This is a genomic window from Blastococcus sp. SYSU D00695, from assembly GCF_054050555.1.
On the sequence record NZ_JBJGZP010000024.1, the window covers coordinates 1 to 17,103 of the forward strand.

Genomic DNA, 17,103 nt, shown 5'->3' on the forward strand with positions numbered 1-17,103 from the left:
GGGTTGCGCTACGCCGGGGCGGAGGGCTTCCTCGCCGTCCCCGGCGTCGGCGACCTGCTCGTGCCCCGCGCCGTCGGCGGGGTGCCGTCACCGTCCGCGCCGCCGGAGCAGGCGGCGGCGTGTCCTTCGGGGGCGCCGCGCGCGCGCCCCCCCCCCCGCCGCCCCCCGCCGGGCCCCCCCCCCCCCCCCCCCCCCCCCCCCCCCGCGCCCCCCCCCCCCCCCCCCCCCCCCCCGGCCGCCGCGCCGGGACCGGTCGAGCCGTTGAGCGCCCGCGAGCTGGAGGTGCTGCGGCTGCTCGGCACCGACCTGGACGGCCCCGCCATCGCGCGCGAGCTGTACCTGTCGATCAACACCGTGCGCACGCACACCCGCACCCTCTACGCGAAGCTCGGCGTCAACAGCCGCCGGGCGGCGGTCCGCCGGGCCGCCGAGCTCGGCCTCATCTGACGCGAACGCGCCCCGGATCACCACCCGGTTCACCAGGCGTGGTGATCCGCGCTCACCAGCCCGACTCCTAGGTTCTCCGCGTCCGAGGGGAGCAGGAGCAGACGATGAGCAGACCCCCAGCACGGCGGGCGGGCCGTCCCCCGCACTACGAGATCCGCCTCGAGGGGCACCTGGACCCGCGGTGGACGGCGTGGTTCGACGGGCTGTCCCTGCGCACCGACGCCGACGGGACCACGGTCCTGTCCGGCCCGGTGGTCGACGAGGCCGCGTTGCACGGGCTGCTGCAGCAGGTCCGCGACCTGGGGTTGCCGTTGCTCTCGCTCGTCCGCCTCGACCCCACCCGGACGCCCGGCGTCACCCCCACCGTTCAGGAGGAACCGTCATGACCACCACCACCCAGGTCCCGGCAGTGACCCGGCCCCCGACGGACCCCTGGCGCCGCACCTCGCTCGCCGCCGGCATCTGCTACCTGCTCACGTTCGTGTCCATGCCGACCCTCGCCCTGTACCAGGCCGTGCGGGAGGAGGACGACTTCGTCCTGGGCGCCGGCAGCGACGCCGGGGTGCGCTGGGCGGCGCTGTCGGAGGTCGTCGTCGCCCTCGCCGGCATCGGCACAGCCGTGGTCCTGTTCCGTGTCGCGCGGCGGGTGAGCGAGTCCGCCGCGATCGGCTTCGTGGCCGCCCGGGTCGTCGAGGGCGCCCTCATCCTGGTCGGCGTCGCCAGCGTGCTCACCATGGTCACGCTGCGCCGCGACGTCGCCGGCACCGCCGACGCGGACACCGCGTCCCTGCTCACCGCCGGCCACGTGCTGTCCACGACCTACGACTGGACGTTCCTGCTCAGCCAGAGCCTCATGCCGGTCGTCAACGCCGTGTGCCTCGGGACCGTGCTGTACCGCTCCGGGCTCGTGCCGCGGGTCCTCCCGGCCATCGGCCTGATCGGTGCCCCGCTGCTGCTGCTCTCGGACCTGGCGGTCTTCTTCGACCTGTACGACCGCAGCTCGCCCGCCGCGGCCGTCGGCGCGCTCCCCATCGCGGTGTGGGAGATCTCCCTCGGCGTCTGGCTCGTCGCCAAGGGCTTCCGGCCGGCGGCCGTCGCCGCCCTGCAGGCCCGGCAGGACCGGCGATGAGGGCCGCGGTCTACCGCCGGTTCGGCGGACCGGACACCGTCCGCGTCGAGGAGGTCCCGCGGCCGGAGGTCGGACCGGGCGACGTCCTCGTCCGGGTGCACGCCAGCACGGTCAGCGCCGCCGACCACCGCGCCCGCAGCCGGGAGGTGCCGCGTGGGCTCGCCCTGCCCGCCGCCGCCGGGATCGGCCTGCTGCGCCCCAAGCGCCGCGTGCTCGGGATGGACGCCGCCGGCGTCGTCGAGGCGGTCGGGCGCGACGTGACCCGGTTCGCGCCCGGCGACGAGGTGATCGCGATGCTGGGGGCGGACTTCGGCGGCCACGCCGAGTACGCCCGCATCCGGTCCGACGGCGCGATCGCCCGCAAGCCGCGCGACATGACGTTCGAGGACGCCGTCGCCCTCGTCTTCGGCGGCGTCACCGCCCGCCGCTTCCTGCTCCGGGCGCCGCTCGGCCCCGGTGCCGCGGTGCTGGTGAACGGCGCCTCCGGCGCCGTCGGCAGCGCGGCGGTGCAGCTGGCCGCGCACGCCGGCGGGCACGTCACCGCGGTGTGCAGCGGGCGCAACCGGGACCTGGTCACGTCGCTGGGAGCCGACCGGGTGATCGACCACACGACCGAGGACCTCACCGCCGGTCCGGCCGGCTACGACGTGATCGTGGACTGCGTCGGCAACGCCCCGTACGAGCGCGCCCGGCACCTGCTGCGGCCCGGCGGGGCGCTGCTGCTCGTCATCGCCGACCTGCCCGCGATCCTGCGCGCCCCCCTCCGCAGCCGGCGCAGCGGTCTCCGGATCACGACCGCCGGCGGCACGCCCACCGCCGACGACCTCGCCGCCCTCGTGGCCCTGGCCGAGGCCGGCGACCTCCGGGCGGTGCGTGACCGCACCTTCGACCTGGCCGATGTGGCCGAGGCGCACCGCTACGTCGACACCGGCCGCAAGCGCGGCAACGTCGTCCTCCGCATCCCCGGATCGACCACCCCTCCCGTCCCGCATCACGCGCGGGGGACGGCACCGTGACCGCGGCGCGGCTCAAGCGGGGACCTGCTGGTCGAGCCAGTCGAGGATCCGCTCGCCGCGCAGACCCGCGGCCGCCGGCTCGCAGTGCGACGCGGCACCCTCCGCCGCGGTGAAGGGCAGCAGCGTGACCGGGCAGGTGAGCGCCGCGGCCATGCGCGCCGACTGGCCGGGCCAGAACTGCTCCTGCTCGGGGTCGGTGATCAGCACCGGGCAGGTGATGGCGGCCAGTTGCTCGTCGGTCAGGGCGTACGCGCGGGCCGCGGTGAAGAAGTCGAACGGCGAGGTGACGCCGTAGGGCCGCATCCGCCACTGCAGCATGGTGCGGGTCGCGGGGGAGACCCTGAGGGCCCACGACATCTCCTCGTCGAACTTCTCCCGCTTCCCCTCGTCGAGCAGTCGCACGAGGAAGTGCGGCAGCTGGCCCAGCATCGTGGTGGAGACGTCGACGACGCCGGGGTCGGCCACCGCGGCGGCGACCCGGTGCTCGAACGCCGCCGCCCGGGGCACCCAGTAACCGCCCTGGCTGATGCCCATGACCGCGATCCGGCCGGGGTCGACGTCCGGCCGCTTGGTGAGCAGGTCCAGGACCGGGGTGAGCACGTGCTCCCAGTCGGGGCGGAACGGCAGCCCCTGCCGGACGAGTGCGGCGTTCTGGCCTGGGCCGTCGTAGGTCATGGCAGTCCAGCCGCGCGCGAGGGCGTCGGCGACGCAGCGGCTCCAGGCGCCGGTCACGGAGCCGTCGCTGCCGTTGGTGTAGACGAGCGTGCGGCGGGCCTCGGTCGCCGGGCCGCGGCGGAAGAGGTAGCCGGGCAGGGTGGTGCCCTCGTAGGGGATCTCGATCCGCTCGGCGGTGATGTCGCCGACGGTGGCGGTGAGGTCCACGAAGCGGTCCCATGCGGCGCGGTGCCGCTCCCAGAGGTCGGTGAAGGACCCCGTCGCGTCCGCCTTGTCGCAGGCCTCGGAGTAGTAGCTGGAGGCGCGCAGCCAGCGGGCCGCCGCCGTCCGGAGGGCGCCGGCCTCCTCGGCGGTGGCGGCTTCGCCGGCCAGGCGGTCGCCGGTCGCGGTCCACTCGGTGACCCAGGCCCGCGCGTGACCGTTCGGGATCCGGTCGACGGTGGTGAGCACCTCCCCGATGTCCGCCGCCCGCGAGTAGACGCTGCCCAGGACGTTCTCCACCGAGAACTGGAAGTCGTCGTCCTTGAAGAAGGCCTGCATGTCGGGTCTCCGTTTCCGGCGGCGCCCCGGTGGCGCGTCCATCCGAGGGCCGGACTGTCGCCAGGCCGGCTCCAAGGCGTCTCCAACCGCGGCGGCAGGCGGCCGTCGAGCGGGATTGGAGGCCCCTTGGAGGGGCGGCCGCGACGGTTTCCCCCGGCGGACGCCCGGCCCTCGGGCGGCCCCCACCGGAGGAACCCCCGATGCGCACCAGGCTCCTGCCGACCACCGCCTCCGCCGGCACCTCCCCGCTGCTGGCCGTGTCGTCGTCGCCCGCGAGCGCCGCGCCCGGCGCCAGCGGGCGGATCTCCGGCACCTGCCCGACCGCGGCCGACGGGACGGCGACGATCGCCTCCGGCGCCGCGGAGGGCTCGCACACGGTGCTGCTCACCCGCAGCGACGGGACGGCGTCCACCACCGTCACCGTGACCGGCGGGGGCTCGTCCGGCGGCGCACCGGGCACCCTGACGACGCGGACCCGGGACCGGGCGTGATGAGCGACCCCGCCCGCATCCTCTTCGCCGACCCGGTCTACGACGGCCAGCTCGTCCGGACCCTGTCGATGGCGGTGGTGCACGCCGCCGACCTCGGCGAGGCGATGGCCGCCGCCCGCCGGATCCGCTCGGCGGACCGCGACCGCTGGCACACCGGCTGGTCGCAGGCCGCGGAAGCCGCCGAGGCGGCGGCGGCCGCGGCCACCTCCGCCGGCGACCGGGTCAGCGCCCGCGACGCACTGCTGCGGGCCGGCGAGTACCGCCGGCAGAGCTGGTACTTCCTCCGCTCGGACCTGCGCGACCCGCGGCTGCGGGAGGGGTACCGCCGGCACGTCGAGGACTTCGTCGCCGCCACCGCGCTGATGGACCACCCGGCCGAGCGCGTCCGCGTCCCCTTCGAGGGCGCCACGCTCGGCGGCTACCTCTTCGCGCCGGACGCCACCGGCACCCCGCGGCCGACGATCGTGATGCTCTGCGGCTACGACTCCACCGCCGAGTACGGCTGGGCCGACGTCCCACCGGCCCTCGCGCGCGGCTACAACGCCCTCGTCGTCGAGGGGCCCGGCCAGGGTGGCGCGTTGATCGAGCAGGGCCTGACCATGCGCCCGGACTTCGAGCACGTCCTCACCCCGGTCCTGGACTGGCTGGTCGGCCGGCCCGAGGTCGACCCGGGCGCGATCGTGCTCTTCGGCCGCTCGTTCGCCGGCTACCTGGCCCCTCGCGCGGCCACCGCCGAGCACCGGATCGCCGCGCTCGTCTGCGACCCGGCCCAGCCGGAGATGGCCGCCCGGCTCCCGCGGGGGATCGCCGCCCGCCTCGCCGCGCCCGTCGTCCGGCTGCAGATGCGGCGCGACCCTCGGCGGCGGGAGTTCTTCGGCGCCCGGATGGCCACCCACGGCCTGAGCGACGTCGGGGAGTACCTCGCCGAGCTGCGCCGGTACTCGATGCTGCCGCTGGCCGGGCGCATCACCTGCCCGGTCCTCGTCGTCGAGGCCGAGCACGACTTCGCCGGCGGCAGCGGCCGGCAGCTCGTGGACGCGATGACCGCCCCCGCGCGCCTCGTCCGTCTGACCGCCGACCAGGGCGCGGACGGTCACTGCGCGGGCCTCGGCCAGCAGGTGTGGGCCGGCGTCGTGTACCCGTGGCTGCACGAGGTCCTCGCCCGCTCCGCCGTCCGCGGCTGACCCCTCCCGCCCCGTCCCACCCGTCCCCTCCCGGAGCACGAGATGACCCGCCCCACCACCGCCGCGGCGCGGCCCTCCGCCGCCCGCTCCTACGTCGTCGACCTGCTCGCCGTCCTGCGCCGGGCGGGGGACCGTGCCGTGCTGCGCTGCGCCGGTGCCGACACCAGCGGCACCGGCCTCCTGGCCGCGATCTCCCGTTCCGCCCGGGCGCTGGGCGCCGCGGGCATCGGTCCCGGCGACCTGGTCGCACTGCTGGCGCCCAACCGGCCGGACGCGCTGGCCGTCCGCTACGCGGCGCACCTGCTCGGCGCGGGCACCGCGTACCTGCCGGCGCCACCCGATCCGGACCGCCGGCGCCGGACGATCGCCCAGTTCGAGCCGCGGCTGCTCGTCGTGTTCCCGGAGACGGCGCACCTGGTCCCGGCCGGGCTGGACGTCGACCTGGCGGCCGTCGGGCCGGTCCCGGGGGTGCGGTTCCGGCTGGATCTCGCCGCGGCCGGACAGCCGGCGGCCCCGTTGCCGAGCCGGGCCGGGCGTGGCGACCTCGCCGTGGTGATCTCCTCCGGCGGCACGACCGGCGTGCCGCGGGGCAGCCGGCGCGACGTCGCCGCCTACACCGCCATGGTCACCGGGCCGCCGGCGCCGGGCCGCCGCCGGCTCGTCAACGGCTCGCTGGCCCACCTCACCCAGGTCCTCGTCGACCAGACGCTGCTGGGCGGCGGCACCGTGGTGCTGCAGGACCGGGTCGACCCGGCAGCGACGCTGGCGGCGATCGAGGCGGAACGGATCACCGACCTGTTCCTCGTCGAGCCGCAGCTCGTCGAGCTCATGGACTCCCCGGACGTTGGGCGCTACGACCTGGGCTCGCTGGAGTCCCTGGTGCACATCGGCGCACTGGCCGCCCCGGTCCTGCGCCGGCGGGCGCGGGCACGGCTCGGCCCGGTCGTCGCCCACGCCTACGGCTCCAGCGAGGTCGGCATCGTCAGCGCGCTCACCCCGGCCGAGCACGACCGGCCCTCCCGGTTCGCCTGCGCCGGCCGGGTCCACCCAGGGGTCGAGGTCCGGTTCCGCCGGGCCGACGGCGCCCTCGACCCGGCGGCCGGCGCGATCGAGGTCCGCTCCCCGGCGATGGCCCAGGGCTACCGGCACCGGCCCGTCGACGAGGCCGAGCGCTTCGTCGACGGCTGGTACCGCACGGGCGACCTCGGCTGCCTGGACGACGAGGGGATGCTGCGCGTGCTCGGGCGGGCGGCCGACGCCGGCGGGCCGGTCGGTGTCCCCCCGGTCGCGCTGCAGGAGACGCTGTGCCGGCTGCCGTCGGTGCGGTACGCCGTCCCGGTGACCGACCTCGAGCGCGGCGTGCGGCTGGCGGCGGTGGAGCCCTGGCCGGGCGGCTCGGTCGACGTCGCCTCGTGCCGGGCCGCCGTCGTCGCCGCGCACGGGCCGGCGGTCGGTGCCGCGTTGCGCGTGCTGCCGGTCGAGCGCGTCCCGCTGACCGAGCAGGGCAAGCCCGACCGGGCCGCGATCCGCGCGGCGGCGCTGTCGGCCGGCGCGCCGGGGAGCTGCTGACGGGCCGCTCCGGCGCCGCCGGGTCAGGCGGAGGCGTGCTCGGCGGCGCGCGGCTCGGGGACGAGGTCGGCCAGCGTGAGCGCGGCACCGGCAACGCGGGCGCGCTCCGCCTCGGCCGGCTCCAGCGAGCGGGTGACCTCGGGCAGGACCGTGGCCGTCGGCCCGGCGGCCGGCCAGCGCAGCCCGTTGCGCAGCGCCTGGGTGCGGGAAGCGGAGAACAGCCGGACGGCCTCCCGCGGCCGGCCGGCCATCGCCGCCACGAGCGCGCGCAGCTCGAAGGCGACGGGGCCGTCGGTGTCGCCCAAGGACAGCCGGTGGGCGATCATCCGGTCCGACCAGGCCAGGCCGCGGCCCGGGTCGCCGTCGCGGATCGCGGTGACGACGGCCATGCCGGCCATGAGCAGCGCCACGTGCACGTTGCCCAGGGCAAGCGCCCGGCCGTGCAGCTCGGCCAGCCCGGCGTCCGTGGTCGATCCGCCGATGCTGCGGACGTGCGCCGCGCTCGCCTCCGCGAACAGGTCCAGCTCCGGGTCGCTGCCGGCGGCCGCGACCGCCCGCACCCGCGCGGCCATCTCGGCCGCACGGTCGGTGGCCCCGGCCATCACCAGCGAGTGGGTGAGCAGCATCTGCGCCTCGGCCACGATGCGCGCGCCCGCGTGGCCGCCGGCGTCCAACGACGCGAGCGCCGGTGCGACGTGCGCCTCGGCGACCTCGGTCCGGCCGCTGGAGGCCAGCAGGTGGGCGAGGGTCAGCCGGACCAGCGCGACGGACAGCGGATCGGCCAGCTGCTCGTGCTCCAGCGCCCGCTCGGTCCAGGCCCGCCCCTCGACGGTCTTGCTGCGGAAGTACCAGAAGGTCCCCAGCCGGCCGGCCAGCCAGACGCCCTCGGCCGCGGGGGCCTCCACGAGCAGGTGCTGCAGGGTCGCCCGGAGCGCGGGCAGGTCGTCGTCCAGCGCGTCGAACCAGGCGCTCTCGGTCAGGTGCCCGAGCGGCGGCCTGTCCCGCACCAGGCCCGTCACCCAGGCGTCCCGGGACCGGCGCAGCCGGCCTGCCTCCGCGCTCGCGGCGTGCGCGGCGTGCCCCCGGACGGTGGCGAGCTGGCTGAACAGCGAGGGCCGCCCGGGCCGGGCCGACCCCAGGGGCACCAGCAGCGAGTGGTGCACCAGGCGGGCGACGAGGTCCGCGGTCCGCCCGGTGTCCCCGTCGGTCCCGGGGCCGCGGCGCACGGCGTCGGCCGCGGCCACCGTGAACGGGCCGGGCAGGGCCGAGACGCTGCGGTGCACCGCGGCCTCGTCGCGCGGGAGCGCGGCGTAGCTCTGCTCGATCGCCGCGCGCACGGTGCGGTGGTGGTCGCTGCCGCGTCCCAGGCGGGCCAGCGAGCTGGGGTCGGCGGTGACCTGGTGGGCGATCTCCTCCAGCGTGAACGCGCGGGCCCGGCCGGCGGCGAGCTCCAGGGCGAGCGGCACGCCGTCCACGGCGGTCGCGATCCGGACGGCGGCGCTGAGCAGGCCGAGGTCCTCGCGGTCGGCGCCGGCGGCGGCCAGCCGGTCGAGCAGCAGCGCCACGGCGGGGGAGGACGTCGCGTCGTCCCCGTCGCCGGGCAGGGGGAGCGGGCCGACCGGGTGGACCCGTTCACCGTCCACCTCCAGCGGCTCCCGGCTGGTGGCCAGGACCGTCGGCGGGCCGGGTTCGCGGAACCAGTCGTCGACCAGGTCCGCGACGGGGTCGAGGACCTGGTCACAGTTGTCCAGCACGAGCAGGGCCCGCCGGTCGCGCAGGAAGGCCCGCAGCGCCTCCCCGGGCCGCGCCGTGTTCGCCGGGGCGAAGGCGAGCGACGACACGACCGCGGCGAGCACCGACGCGGCGTCCCGGGTCGCGGTCAGGTCGACGAACCAGACACCGCCGGGGTAGCGGTCGGCGACCGTGCGGGCGACCTCGACCGCCAGCCGCGTCTTGCCGCACCCGGCCGCGCCGACCAGCGTGGTCAGACCGGTCCGTGGCACGGACCGCGCGAGCGCCGCCAGCTCCTCCTCGCGGCCCACCAGCGCCGACACCCGGTGGGGGAGGTGCACCTCGCCGCTCGCGGCCGCCGCCTGCCGGACGTCCCCGGCCGGCGCCGGCCGGGGCGGCGGCACGGTGGCCGGGGGCGGGCCGGCGAGGCCGGGGTCCTCGGCGAGGATCCGGGCGTGCATCTCCCGCACGTCGGGACCCGGCTCGAGCCCCAGCTCGTCGAGGATCAGCGCGCGGACCTCGGCGTAGCTGCGCAGCGCCTCCTCGGCCCGCCCCAGGCGGTGCTGGGCGAGCATGCGCAGGGTCCACAGCCGCTCGCGCAGCGGCGTCTCGGCCAGGGCCGGCCCGAGGGCCAGCAGGGCGCGTTCCGGCGCGCCCGCGGCCAGCAGGGCGTCGGCGTGCAGCTCGCGCACCTGGTCGCGGACCTCGGTCAGCCGGGCCACCGGGGCGACGGCCCACGGCTCGTCCGCGAGGCCGGCGTACGGCCGCCCCCGCCACAGCTGCAGCGCCTCCTCGGCGCACCGGCAGGCCTCGGCCGGCCGCCCCCCGGCGAGCAGGTCGCGGGCCTCGTCGGCGAGCGCGGTGAACCGCACCGAGTCGATGGCAGCCGCACCGGCGACCAGCCGGTACCCGCCGCGGTCGTGCCGGAGCACCGCGGACGGCGCGCCCCGCTCGCGCTGCGGCTCGAGCGCCTTGCGCAGCCGGAAGACGTGGGAGTCCAGGGTGGACGGCGACCGGGCGGGGGACTGGGCGCCCCACATGGCGTCGGCGAGCGCGTCGACCCCGACGTGCCGGCCGGCGTTGACCACGAGCAGGGCGAGGGCAGCGGCGAGGCGGGTGCCGCCCAGGGCCACCGGGACCCCTGCGCGCTCGACCTCGAGCGGGCCGAGGTCGCGGATGCGCAACCCGCCGTCGGGAGGATCGGACAGCACGGAGGGCCTCCTGGCAGCCGTCCCCGTACGGCAGGGCGGGGAGGTCCCCCACCTCGGTGACCGACGTGGACGCTCGTCGCGCCCGGAACCGGTCGCCCGGTGCCTCGTCGGACCCCTGCGTACCGCATCCGCGCCCGTCGCGGTAGGCCCGGGCGGCCCTGCGAGGCGGAAGTGCGACACCGGCTGCCACCTGCGCGGGTGCCCGACCGGGGCCCCGGGCGTCAGGTCGGGCCGGTGACCAGCGCCGGGGCGGGGTCCGGCGAGCCGCGGGGCACCGCGGCGAACAGGTCGACCAGCGCGTCCCAGCGGTTGCGCCGGCCGGGGGGGAACCGCCGACGCGAGCGCGCCGCCCGGGCACTGCCGGACGGGTACCAGCGGCGGGCCCACGGGGACGCGGGACGCGCCAGACGCACGGACGCGACGGCGGCGACGAGCGGCAGGAAGACGCCGACGACGCCGAGCACCACCCGGCCCTTGAGGATCGCGACGACGGCGAAGCCGAGGTTGAGCAGGACGGTCAGCGCCACGACGCCCTCGCCGCGCGCCGGGTCGGCGTCGAATGGGTTGGCGCCGACCAGCAGCAGCAGGCCGACGACCGCGGCGATGAGCACGGCGTCCACCGAGCTGCGGCCCTCGTGCGACCAGTACACGTCCTCCAGGTGCAGCCAGAGCGCGAACTCGTCCAGCGTGAGCGCCGCGCCCGCGCCGAAGAGGACGGCGAGCAGCGCGGCCCACCCCCCGCCCGGGCGGTACGCGAACTCCGCCGTCCCCGCGCCGAGCAGCAGGAAGATGCCGTACACCTCGTGGTGCACGTGCACCCCGCCGACGCTCGCGTCCCGGAACGGCCCCCGGCCGGTGCGGATCGCGTGTGTGACGAAGCGGGTGACCAGGAAGGTCGTCAGGAAGCCGAGCACGAGCCACAGCACGAGCTCGCGGCGACCGGTGAGCGCGGGGAGCAGTTCCGGTTCCCAGACCACGTCGTCCCCTCCGCTCGCCGCCCGGCCTCCGCCTCCCCGGGTGGGCCGCAGCCTGCCCGAGCGGGGTCCAACGGCACGCCAACGCCGTCGCGGCACCCGCCCGCCGGCGACCCACCCCGCCCCGCGGTCCTGGGCCGTGCCCGGTTGGAGCGGCGTTGGAGCCGGCCGTCCCAGAGTGCCCCCGACGCGGCCGCGGGACGGTTCCCCGGCCCGGAGAGGAGGCACGGTGGGGATCTCAGCGGACGTGACCCACCGCACTCACCCGGTGGGTCGTTGCGGCTGTCGGTCGCTGCTGCCGGTGGACGGCGCCGTGCTGCGCTGCGTCGCGCTGACGTCCCACGACGGGCACACGATCGGCGACCACTCGTGGAGCCGCCCCCGGCTGCCGCTGCCGGGGCCCGTCACCGTGCCCGGACGGGTCCACCGGTGACCGCCGACCGAGCCGCCGACCAGCGCGCCCGGCGCCTGGCCAAGCTCGAGGCGCTGAAGGCCGGCGGGCCGGCGGCCTACCCCTACCGGTTCCCCACCGACGCCGCCGCCGCGGACGTCCGCACGCGGCACGCCGGTCTGGCCGCCGGGGAGCGGACGGACGAGCGGGTGCGGCTGGCCGGCCGCGTCGAGCTGATCCGCCGTCAGGGCCACCTGACCTTCGCCACGCTGCGCGACCGGACCGGTGCCCTCCAGCTGTTCGTCGACACCTCGGTGCTCGGCGCGGCGCGGCACGCCGACTTCGACGACGTCGACCGAGGCGACTGGCTCGGCGTCGAGGGCACGGTGATGCGCACGCGCCGCGGCGAGCTGTCCGTCTGCGTCGAGGACTTCGCCGTCCTGGGCAAGGCCCTGCTCGAGCCGCCGGACAAGCACCGCGGGCTCACCGACGTCGAGACCCGCTACCGCCAGCGCTACACCGACCTGGAGGTCAACGAGCGGACCCGGGAGGTCTTCCGCATCCGGCACGCCGCCGTGCGGGCCATCCGCCGGCACCTGGAGGACCGCGGCTTCACCGAGGTCGAGGGCCCGGTGCTGCAGAGCATCCAGGGCGGTGCCAGCGCGCGGCCCTTCATCACCCACCACAACGCGCTGGACCTGGACCTGTACCTGCGGATCGCGCTGGAGCTGCACCTCAAGCGGCTGGTCGTCGGCGGCCTGGAGAGGGTCTTCGAGATCGGCCGGGTGTTCCGCAACGAGGGCATCGACACCCGGCACAACCCCGAGTTCACGATGTTGGAGGCCTACCAGGCCTTCGCCGACTACGGCGACATGATGGACCTGGTCGAGGGCATGGTGCTCGACGCCGCGCGGGCCGCGCTAACCGAGGACCTGACCGTCCACTACGGCGGGCACGCCATCGACCTGGCCGCGACGCCGTGGCCGCGCAGGCGCTTCGCGGACATGATCGCCGACGCGACCGGCGCCGTCATGCACCCGGCCATGCCGGTCGAGCAGGCGCGGGCGGTGCTCGACGGGCTCGGCATCGCCCACGAGGCCGGCTGGGGCGCCGGGCGGATGATGAAGGAGGTCTACGACGAGCGCGTGCAGCACACGATCGTCGGGCCGGTCTTCTGCGTCGACTACCCGCGCGAGGTGTCGCCGCTGGCCCGCACCCATCGCGACGACCCCGCCTACGTGGAGCGGTTCGAGCTGATCGTCGCCGGCTTCGAGCTGTGCAACGCCTACTCCGAGCAGAACGACCCGGTCGAGCAGCTGGCCGCCTTCGAGGCCGAGGCGCGGGCCAAGGCGCACGGCGACCCGGAGGCCGGCGACGTCGACCTGGACTACGTGCGCGCGCTGGAGCGGGGCATGCCCTGCACCGGCGGGCTCGGCATCGGCATCGACCGGCTCGTCATGCTGCTGGCCAGCGTCGACTCGATCCGCGAGGTGATCCTCTTCCCGACGCTGCGGCCCGAGGCGGGGACCCCGCCGGCCGGCGGGCCCGGCGGCGGCGCGCACGCGGCCCCGGCGCAGTCGGTGGCCGCCGCGGCGGCCTCGGTCGTCGCGCTCCCGGACACGGCCCCGTCGGCACACCCGCTGCCCGCCGCACCGCCGCGGGCGGGGACCTCGGCCGGCACCGTGCGCGTGCTCGCCGGGCTGACCGCGCTGTGCGGGGTCCTGCAGCTCGTGATCCGGCTGCCGGTGCTGCACGAGCGGATCGGCGGCGGCACGGTGGACCTCGACCCGCTGTGGCTGCCGGTCGCCGGTGCGGTCGGCTCGGTCGTCGCCGGGGTGCTGCTGCTGGTCGTCGCCGACCAGCTGGCGCGGCGCCGGCGACGGGCCTGGCAGGTCGCCGTCGCGCTGTTCGCCCTCGCCGCGGTCGGGCACGTCCTCAAGGGCCCGCACCCGCTCGCCGTCGCGATGTGCCTGGGCGTGCTGGCCGGGCTGCTCGGCTCCCGGCGGGCGTTCACCGCGCCGGCCGACCCGCCGTCGCTGCTGCGGGCGCTCCGCCTCCTGCCGGTCTACCTGGGCGGCGTCCTGCTGTTCGGGCTGACCACGCTGTGGGCCGAGCGGGACCGGATCGAGCCGGGACTCACCCCCGGCGGGGCGCTGGGGACGGTGCTGGGCGGGCTGGTCGGCGTCGACGGGCCCTACACCTACGGCTCCCGGTTCGTCGCCGCCTTCCTGCCCGACGCCTTGCTCGTCCTGGGCGTCCTCGGGTTGGTGCTGCTGGCCGTGCTGCTGCTGCGTCCCGTGGTCGCCCGCCGGCCGCACACCGAGGACGACTGGCAGCGCGCCACCCGGCTGGTCCGGACCTACGGCTGGGACACGCTGGCGTACTTCTCGCTGCGCGACGACAAGAGCTTCTTCTTCGGCTCCGACGGCGAGGCGTTCCTCGCCCACACCTACGTCGGCGGCTACGCGCTCGTCTCCGGGGACCCGGTGGGCGCCCGCGACTCCGTCGTCCGGGTCCTCGACGAGTTCCTCGCCATGTGCGACGAGCGCGGCTGGACGCCGGCGCTGCTGGCCGTGCGGGAGGCGAGCATGCCGCTGTACGCCTCCCGCGGGTTCACCTCCCTCTACCTGGGTGACGAGGCGATCATCGACTGCCGCCGGTTCACCCTCGACGGGCCGGGGCGCAAGGGGCTGCGGGCCGCAGTCCGCCGGGTGGGCCGCGGGTACCGCTTCCGGTTGCTCGCCGAGTCGGACGCGCCGCCCGGGCTGGTCGCGCAGCTCAACGCGATCAGCGCCCGGTGGCGGGGCAAGCACCCCGAGCGCGGGTTCACCATGTCGCTGTCCCAGGACGTCGCCGGCGCCGGCGCCAACCCGGACTTCCTGCTCTGCGTCGCCGTGCGCCCCGACGGCGTGCCCGGGGGGTTCCTGCGGCTGGTGCCCGCCTACGGGCCGTCGTTCGGCTACACGCTGGACCTGATGCGCCACGACCCGGACGCGCCGAACGGGATGACCGAGTTCCTCATCGCCTCGACGGCGGCGGCGCTGCGCGACCGCGGGGTGGCCCGGCTGTCGATGAACTTCGCCATGTGGGGCCGGCTGTTCGCCGATGACGTCCCGTTCACGCCGGCCCAGCGGGTGGCGCGGTGGGCGGTCGGGGTGCTCAACCCGTTCTTCCAGATCGAGTCGCTGCGGGACTTCAACGCCCGGTTCGGGCCGGAGTGGCTGCCGCGGGTGCTCGCCGTCCGCCGGGTGGCCGACCTGCCACGCGTCGGGTTGCGCTACGCCGGGGCGGAGGGCTTCCTCGCCGTCCCCGGCGTCGGCGACCTGCTCGTGCCCCGCGCCGTCGGCGGGGTGCCGTCACCGTCCGCGCCGCCGGAGCAGGCGGCGGCGTGACCTTCGGGGGCGCCGCGCGCGCGACCCCCCTCGCGGTGGCGGCAGTGCTGGTGCCGCTGCTCGCCGTCCTCGGCACCGTGCTGTGGGCCGGCTCCGGCCGCGCCGCCTTCGGGGCCGACGCCGACGGCCTCGTCGAGGAGGCCGTCCGGGCCGGCGGCCTGCAGGTCTGCACCTCCGTCGACGACGACGACGAGGAGGGCTGGGCGGCCGGCGCGGTGTCCGGCCGGGCGTACGCGGTGGCCGCGGAGTGCCCGGACGACCCGGCCACCGTCGTCGTCCACCGGTTCGGCTCCGCCGCCGGCCGCGGGGGCGGGGCCGGCGGGCTGGGGGACCTGCTCGGCGGCCTGTTCGGCGGCGGGGCCGCACCGGGCAGCGCCCGGGCACGCAGCCAGGCGGCGTCGGGCCCGGCCCGCGGGCAGGACGTCGAGACCGAGGCGACCCTCTCGTTCGAGGAGGCCGTCCTCGGGGTCACCGTCCCGCTGCGCATGCAGAGCCCGGGCACCTGCCCGACCTGCGCCGGCAGCGGCGCGCGGCCCGGCACGTCGCCGCACACCTGCCCGGTGTGCCAGGGCGCCGGGGTGACCAGCCGCAGCCAGGGCGCGTTCGCGTTCTCCGAGCCGTGCCGCAACTGCCGCGGCAGCGGCTCGGTGGTCGACGACCCGTGCCCGACCTGCTCCGGCAGCGGCGTGACGACGCAGACCCGCACCATCACCGTGCGCATCCCGGCGGGCGTCAAGGACGGCCAGCGCATCCGGCTGGCCGGCAAGGGCGCGCCGGGACGGCGGGGCGGCCCGGCCGGTGACCTGTTCGTCGTCGTGCACGTGTCGCCGCACGAGCTGTTCGCGCGCACCGGCGACGACCTCACCCTCACCGTGCCGATCACCTTCGGCGAGGCCACGCTCGGCACCACCCTCACCGTGCCGACGCTCGACGGCAACGTGTCGCTGCGGGTCCCCGCCGGCACCGCCAGCGGGCAGACGCTGCGGGTGCGCGGCCGGGGCGTGACGGGCAAGAGCCGCGCCGGTGACCTGCTGGTGACCGTCGAGGTCGCCGTCCCCAAGCGGGTGTCGGCCGCCGCCGAGCAGGCGATCAAGACCCTCGAGGCCGAGCTGGGTGACCCGCGGCCGCGGATCACCGCCGCGGTCTCCGGCGGGGGTGCGCGGTGACCGCCTCGCCGGACCGCGGGCACGCGGACGCGGCCGCCCGCGCCGTCGCCGAGGACGCGCCGGTCTTCGTCATCTCGGTGGCCGCCGAGCTGGCCGGCATGCACGCGCAGACGCTGCGCCAGTACGACCGGCTCGGGCTGGTCCGCCCGGGCCGGACGGCCGGCGGCGGCCGCCGCTACAGCCCGCGCGACGTCGCGCTGCTGCGGGAGGTGCAGCGCCTCTCGCAGGAGGACGGCGTCAACCTCGCCGGCATCAAGCGGATCATCGACCTGGAGTCGCAGGTCGAGGCGCTCCAGCACCGCGTCCGGGAGCTGATCGACGAGCTGGAGGTTGCCGAGCGCCGCCGGATCGCCGCCGAGTCCGCCGCCCGCGCCGGCTCCCTCGGCGACGCCGGCTACGGCGGGGCGCTGGTGCCGCTGCGGCCGGCCACCTCGGCGCTGGTCGTGTGGCGCCCGAGGGAGTCGCGGTGAGCGCGGACCGGCCGGTCGACACGCACGAGGCGTACGTCGCCGTCGAGCGGGAGATCGGGCTGCTGCTGCGCCGGTCGCGGGCGATGTCCACCCGGCTGGCGCGGGAGCTGCACCCCGACCTGGACGGCGCCGCGTACGGGCTGCTCGCCCTGCTCGCCGACGCCGGCCCGCTGCGGGCGACCGACCTGGTGATCCGCCTGGGCCTGGACAAGAGCACGGTCAGCCGGCAGGTGTCCTCGTTGGTCGACCTGGGCCTGGTCTCCCGCGAGGCCGACCCGACCGACGGGCGGGCGCAGGTGCTCACGCCGTCGGCGGAGGGCGCCGAGCGGCTGGCGCGCATCCGGGAGGCCCGCCGCGCCCGCTGGGAGGAGGACCTCTCCCACTGGCCGGCGGAGGACGTGGCCCGCCTGGGCGAGCTCCTGGGCCGGTTCAACCAGCTGGGCGAGGCCCAGATCCGCGGCACCAGCGGCTGAGTCGCCGCCCTCGCCGGCGCCCGGGGACCCGCCCGCCCGCCCCGAGTCGACCCCGCCCCCAGCGGTGCAGGGCGTCGTCCCCGTGCGTATGACGGCGGTCATCCCGCCCCCGGTGGCCGCCGTGATGCGCATCCGGGCGGCGTCCGCTGGGGCTCGTCGCAGTGTGTGTCCGGCGCCCCCGACGCCCCGCCCCGACGCCCCGACGCCCCCGACGCCCGCGACGCCCCGACCGCGGGGGCGGGCC

The 17,103-nt window shown here is 77.2% G+C and carries 15 protein-coding genes; 12 read left to right on the forward strand and 3 right to left on the reverse strand.

Annotation, left to right across the window (positions count from 1 at the left end; genetic code table 11):
* The first annotated feature begins 261 nt into the window (after window positions 1-261).
* The 4 genes from ACI781_RS15040 to ACI781_RS15055 all read left to right on the forward strand — a co-directional run bounded on the left by ACI781_RS15040 (window position 262) and on the right by ACI781_RS15055 (window position 2,592).
* Complete coding sequence (locus ACI781_RS15040; RefSeq protein ID WP_456566923.1) at window positions 262-447, forward strand: response regulator transcription factor; 186 nt, start codon at window positions 262-264, stop codon at window positions 445-447.
* Between the two features lie 104 nt (window positions 448-551).
* Window positions 552-833: a hypothetical protein gene (locus tag ACI781_RS15045; RefSeq protein ID WP_456566924.1), complete on the forward strand. Its 282-nt coding sequence runs from the start codon at window positions 552-554 to the stop codon at window positions 831-833.
* A complete protein-coding gene (locus ACI781_RS15050) occupies window positions 830-1,576 on the forward strand; it encodes a DUF4386 domain-containing protein (RefSeq protein ID WP_456566925.1) in 747 nt (248 codons plus the stop codon). Before ACI781_RS15045 ends, ACI781_RS15050 begins: the two co-directional genes overlap by 4 nt.
* Entirely contained in the window at window positions 1,573-2,592 is a 1,020-nt protein-coding gene (locus ACI781_RS15055) for an NAD(P)-dependent alcohol dehydrogenase (protein WP_456566926.1), read from the forward strand. The genes ACI781_RS15050 and ACI781_RS15055 overlap by 4 nt, the downstream gene beginning before the upstream one ends.
* A gap of 12 nt (window positions 2,593-2,604) precedes the next feature.
* Here the strand turns inward: ACI781_RS15055 and ACI781_RS15060 are convergent, their stop codons facing one another.
* Window positions 2,605-3,807, reverse strand: a complete 1,203-nt coding sequence (locus tag ACI781_RS15060) for an alpha/beta hydrolase family protein (protein WP_456566927.1) — start codon at window positions 3,805-3,807, stop codon at window positions 2,605-2,607.
* A gap of 200 nt (window positions 3,808-4,007) precedes the next feature.
* Between ACI781_RS15060 and ACI781_RS15065 the strand changes: the two genes are divergently transcribed.
* From ACI781_RS15065 to ACI781_RS15075, 3 genes are read left to right on the forward strand one after another with little or no spacing between them, the layout of a single operon-like run.
* Window positions 4,008-4,298: a hypothetical protein gene (locus tag ACI781_RS15065; protein WP_456566928.1), complete on the forward strand. Its 291-nt coding sequence runs from the start codon at window positions 4,008-4,010 to the stop codon at window positions 4,296-4,298.
* A complete protein-coding gene (locus ACI781_RS15070; protein ID WP_456566929.1) occupies window positions 4,298-5,482 on the forward strand; it encodes an alpha/beta hydrolase family protein in 1,185 nt (394 codons plus the stop codon). Before ACI781_RS15065 ends, ACI781_RS15070 begins: the two co-directional genes overlap by 1 nt.
* 42 nt (window positions 5,483-5,524) lie before the next feature.
* Window positions 5,525-7,051 carry a class I adenylate-forming enzyme family protein gene (locus ACI781_RS15075; RefSeq protein WP_456566930.1) on the forward strand — a complete coding sequence of 509 codons (1,527 nt, stop codon included), beginning with the start codon at window positions 5,525-5,527 and terminating at the stop codon, window positions 7,049-7,051.
* Window positions 7,052-7,074: 23 nt separating this feature from the next.
* Here the strand turns inward: ACI781_RS15075 and ACI781_RS15080 are convergent, their stop codons facing one another.
* Window positions 7,075-9,993 (reverse strand): AfsR/SARP family transcriptional regulator, encoded by a 2,919-nt coding sequence (locus ACI781_RS15080; RefSeq protein WP_456566931.1) that lies wholly within the window; start codon window positions 9,991-9,993, stop codon window positions 7,075-7,077.
* Between the two features lie 221 nt (window positions 9,994-10,214).
* Complete coding sequence (locus ACI781_RS15085; protein ID WP_456566932.1) at window positions 10,215-10,970, reverse strand: hypothetical protein; 756 nt, start codon at window positions 10,968-10,970, stop codon at window positions 10,215-10,217.
* A gap of 244 nt (window positions 10,971-11,214) precedes the next feature.
* Here ACI781_RS15085 and ACI781_RS15090 point away from each other — a divergent pair, with 244 nt between their 5' ends.
* From ACI781_RS15090 to ACI781_RS15110, 5 genes are read left to right on the forward strand one after another with little or no spacing between them, the layout of a single operon-like run.
* Complete coding sequence (locus tag ACI781_RS15090) at window positions 11,215-11,400, forward strand: hypothetical protein (protein ID WP_456566933.1); 186 nt, start codon at window positions 11,215-11,217, stop codon at window positions 11,398-11,400.
* Window positions 11,397-14,750: a lysine--tRNA ligase gene (gene lysS, locus ACI781_RS15095; RefSeq protein WP_456566934.1), complete on the forward strand. Its 3,354-nt coding sequence runs from the start codon at window positions 11,397-11,399 to the stop codon at window positions 14,748-14,750. The genes ACI781_RS15090 and lysS overlap by 4 nt, the downstream gene beginning before the upstream one ends.
* Entirely contained in the window at window positions 14,747-15,916 is a 1,170-nt protein-coding gene (locus ACI781_RS15100) for a DnaJ C-terminal domain-containing protein (protein ID WP_456566935.1), read from the forward strand. The genes lysS and ACI781_RS15100 overlap by 4 nt, the downstream gene beginning before the upstream one ends.
* Window positions 15,913-16,386, forward strand: coding sequence for a heat shock protein transcriptional repressor HspR (locus ACI781_RS15105; RefSeq protein ID WP_456566936.1), 474 nt, complete (start codon window positions 15,913-15,915; stop codon window positions 16,384-16,386). The genes ACI781_RS15100 and ACI781_RS15105 overlap by 4 nt, the downstream gene beginning before the upstream one ends.
* Window positions 16,383-16,859 carry a MarR family winged helix-turn-helix transcriptional regulator gene (locus ACI781_RS15110; RefSeq protein ID WP_456566937.1) on the forward strand — a complete coding sequence of 159 codons (477 nt, stop codon included), beginning with the start codon at window positions 16,383-16,385 and terminating at the stop codon, window positions 16,857-16,859. Before ACI781_RS15105 ends, ACI781_RS15110 begins: the two co-directional genes overlap by 4 nt.
* The last annotated feature ends 244 nt before the right edge of the window (window positions 16,860-17,103 follow it).